The organism is Bacillus sp. C30 (assembly GCF_040838255.1).
Taxonomy (GTDB): domain Bacteria; phylum Bacillota; class Bacilli; order Bacillales; family Bacillaceae_G; genus Bacillus_A; species Bacillus_A mycoides.
The window spans coordinates 1-2,703 of the sequence record NZ_JBFPJH010000404.1 but is presented as its reverse complement, the minus strand read 5'-3'; the positions used below and the strand labels follow the sequence as shown (position 1 = coordinate 2,703).

Sequence of the window (2,703 nt, the reverse complement as noted above, 5' to 3'; positions counted from 1 at the left end):
AATAAAAACCGTTCAAACGGCTTTTGAAAAATTCGTAGATAATTATAAAAAAAGCGACAAAAGTATTGAGGAAATCAGAAAGCTAAAACAAGAATTTCACGATAAAACGAATGCTGAAATGCAATTTTTAGATTCTAACGGCATTATTAAAAGTGAAAACAATTACTACATTGAGGTAATTAACCCTAATAACAATAAAACCTATTCCATCCCACTTAATAATCTTTTAACACCCGAAGAATATAATAAATTCGAAAATTTAGGCTTAAAAAAAGAGGGCATGATTCACGTAGAGGGATTTTTACAAGATAATATAATAACGCCACTAGAACTGACGACTAATTATAATCGATGGCGAAATGAAAATGGCAATTCGGATTTTCAATCAATTAGTGGTAACCCCTCTAAAAATAGACTCACAAATCGATATAAAACTACGTCTCAGATCAGTTTTACCGGTGTGATATCTAAATTACATATCCCTTCCAAATCTGAGGTTCGCCTTGCAAATGATTTTGAAACATTACAAGCTGTTGAATATTTTGCAAGCACTATTAGACAAGGTACTGCTAATTCAAATCAATTAAACACTTATATTTTAGATAGTGGGGAAAATATAAAAAACAGTGTCTTTGTAAAGCCTATTATGGAAAACGGAAAAATTAAGGATTACGCTTTTGTGATAGCATCTTTACAACCTGTTAATGAAGCGATGCTCGTTTTAAAAGATTATTATGTCTATGCCTTAATTATCGTGTTTCTCGTTATTATTTTGTTATCCTTCTACTACTCAAAAATCATTGTTAAACCATTAATTAAGATAAATCGTGTTACAAAAAAAATGGCCAACTTTGATTTTAGCGAGAAGTTACCTGTTACGGCAGACGATGAAATTGGCGGGTTATCAAGTGGTATTAATACACTCTCTGTAAATTTAAAAGATCGAATCGACCGATTAAATGTTGCCAATACAAAATTACAACAAGATATTGAACGCGAACGTCAATTGGAAAAAACGAGAAAAGAATTCATTTCTGGTGTATCTCATGAATTAAAAACACCACTTAGTGTTATTCGTAGCTTCGCTGAAGGTATTCAAGATGGCGTAAGTAAAGATACGACATATTATACAAATGTTATTTTGGAAGAGACAGATAATATGAACAGGCTCATTGTTGAAATGTTAGAATTAGCAAAACTAGAATCAGGTACGTACAAACTAGAAATGTCGACATTCTCAATCGGTGAATTAATTCAACAAGTCTATACAAAATTATTATTTAGCATGGAGGAAAAACATTTACAAGTGGACATCCATGCTGACTCTTCTCTATTTGTTAAAGCAAATCGTAGCCGTATTGAGCAAGTCGTTGTAAACTTACTTAGCAATGCAATTCGATATACTCCAGATGGTGAAAAAATACACGTCTCTGTTCTAGAAACGGAAGATACAGTGAAAATCAAAATTGAAAACACAGGTAACCCTATTCCAGAAGAAAGCCTTGAAAAAATTTGGGATCGCTTCTACCGTTTAGACGCTTCTCGTAGCCGTCATACTGGAGGTACTGGCCTTGGGTTATCCATTGTGAAAAACATTTTAGATCTCCATCACGCTGAATACGGCGTGTATAATACCACTAATAGCGTTGTATTTTATTTTAATTTACAAAAAGTAAAAGAAGTCAAATAATTTGTCTTAATTTCACTAGGAGTTCACATGAAATTCACACTCTCCCTTTATAGTAAGAAACAAGTTAATCCTTTCCTTTACACATATAAAAGAGGAGAGTGCGTGAAATGAAACAAGCAGGACAACCTATTCAAAATGAAAAACAATTAGAAACTATCAAAAATATACTTTTACAATCTTCGAAACGTGATGGCTTATTATTCGTATTAGCTGTAAATTCTGGCTTAAAAGTAAGTGAAATCTTACAATTAAAAGTTAGTGATGTAATCGATGAAGACGAAAATGTTCGCCATTCCATTTTATTTTACAATGAAAAAGTAAAGAAACATAAATGGTTTGCTGTAAATGAAGACTTACAGCACGCAATCGAAGACTACATGAAAGAACGTAAAACTTGGAAACGTAATGAACCATTATTAAAGTCTCAAAAAGGAACAAAGTCTATTACGAGACAACATGCATGGTACATTTTAAACAAAGCTGCAAAAGAAGTTGGATTAGAAGGGATTAGCTCACATACACTTCGAAAAACTTGGGGCTATTGTGCATACAAATCAGGTGTTGATATTGCATTTTTACAACACTTCTTTGATCACAGTACTCCATCCAAAACTTTAAAGTATATCGGTATTGCTTAATAACTCTTATACATAAAAAGGTTACCATTTGTAAATTTGATAACCTTTTTTATGTTTCATGTTCTCTTTTCTTGTCTCTCCTATACTGTAGTGGTACTCTAATAGTAAGGGGGAGAAATTATGAACACATTAACAATTGAATTACCGAAAGAAACGGCTGAAAAACTTGATTTATTAAAGAAATCTTATGAAAAGAAAACAGGTGCTACAATTTCTGAAAGCACTCTCGTTCAAACACTTATCTCAAAGGAATTTATCCAAGCGATAACTCCTTTTGATTTACAACAAATCATCAATGGAAAAGAACAGCAGTAATTGCTGTTCTTTTTTTATTACTATTTAAAATATAAAGTGAAACTTTAATCAGTGGGGTTT

Annotated in this window: 3 protein-coding genes; all 3 read left to right on the top strand. The window is 32.1% G+C overall.

The window, feature by feature from the left end; translation table 11 throughout:
- Positions 1-1,690, top strand: a 1,690-nt coding sequence (locus AB3X49_RS20915) for a sensor histidine kinase (RefSeq protein ID WP_367964494.1), incomplete at its 5' end; no start/stop codon positions are given.
- 107 nt (positions 1,691-1,797) lie between these two features.
- Positions 1,798-2,328 carry a tyrosine-type recombinase/integrase gene (locus AB3X49_RS20910; protein ID WP_000806230.1) on the top strand — a complete coding sequence of 177 codons (531 nt, stop codon included), beginning with the start codon at positions 1,798-1,800 and terminating at the stop codon, positions 2,326-2,328.
- A 120-nt stretch (positions 2,329-2,448) separates the two neighbouring features.
- Complete coding sequence (locus AB3X49_RS20905; RefSeq protein ID WP_002011737.1) at positions 2,449-2,643, top strand: DUF3924 family protein; 195 nt, start codon at positions 2,449-2,451, stop codon at positions 2,641-2,643.
- The last annotated feature ends 60 nt before the right edge of the window (positions 2,644-2,703 follow it).

Coding starts and splice junctions, on each gene's coding strand:
- AB3X49_RS20910 (WP_000806230.1), top strand. CDS start 1,798: ATGAAACAAGCAGGACAACCTATTCAAAATGAAAAACAATTAGAAACT.
- AB3X49_RS20905 (WP_002011737.1), top strand. CDS start 2,449: ATGAACACATTAACAATTGAATTACCGAAAGAAACGGCTGAAAAACTT.